The 391-nt window shown below is 56.5% G+C and carries 1 pseudogene; it reads right to left on the bottom strand.

The window, feature by feature from the left end:
• Positions 1-230, bottom strand: a pseudogene (locus tag HMPREF2736_RS02265) (IS256 family transposase); the annotation flags it as partial.
• Between the last annotated feature and the right edge of the window lie 161 nt (positions 231-391).

Here is a 391-nt window from a genome sequence, read left to right as displayed (position 1 = left end):
TGCAGCGTACGTGTCGAGCAGCTCATGTTGCCGGCGATCGCAGCAAGACTGGTCCCGGTGGTCAGGTGCTGGATGAACGCACGAAATAGGGCTGCGTTGGTGATATCGCTGCGCTGCTTGGTCAGTGAAGCACCGCAGATTTTGCACCGCCACCGGGTCGTCCCGTTGCTGGTGGTGCCGTTGCGTTTCATATCGCCGCCGCAGTGGCAGCGTGGTCGGTTCTTTGGCATTGGGCAACCGAACCACTGCTTCATAGCACACCATGGCAGCCACACCGTGGATTTTCGCAGGGGAGGGCCGATATATGCTTTTGGAGCATATATTTTCCGCAAACGCGGAGTTCAGAGCATGAAAATCAACGATTCCGGACACACATTTTGTCGCTTAACCC

It is taken from the genome of Corynebacterium sp. HMSC036E10, from assembly GCF_001836265.1.
Classification (GTDB): Bacteria; Actinomycetota; Actinomycetes; order Mycobacteriales; family Mycobacteriaceae; genus Corynebacterium; species Corynebacterium coyleae.
The sequence above is the reverse complement of the archived record's forward strand: the minus strand, read 5'-3'. Positions and strand labels throughout refer to the sequence as shown.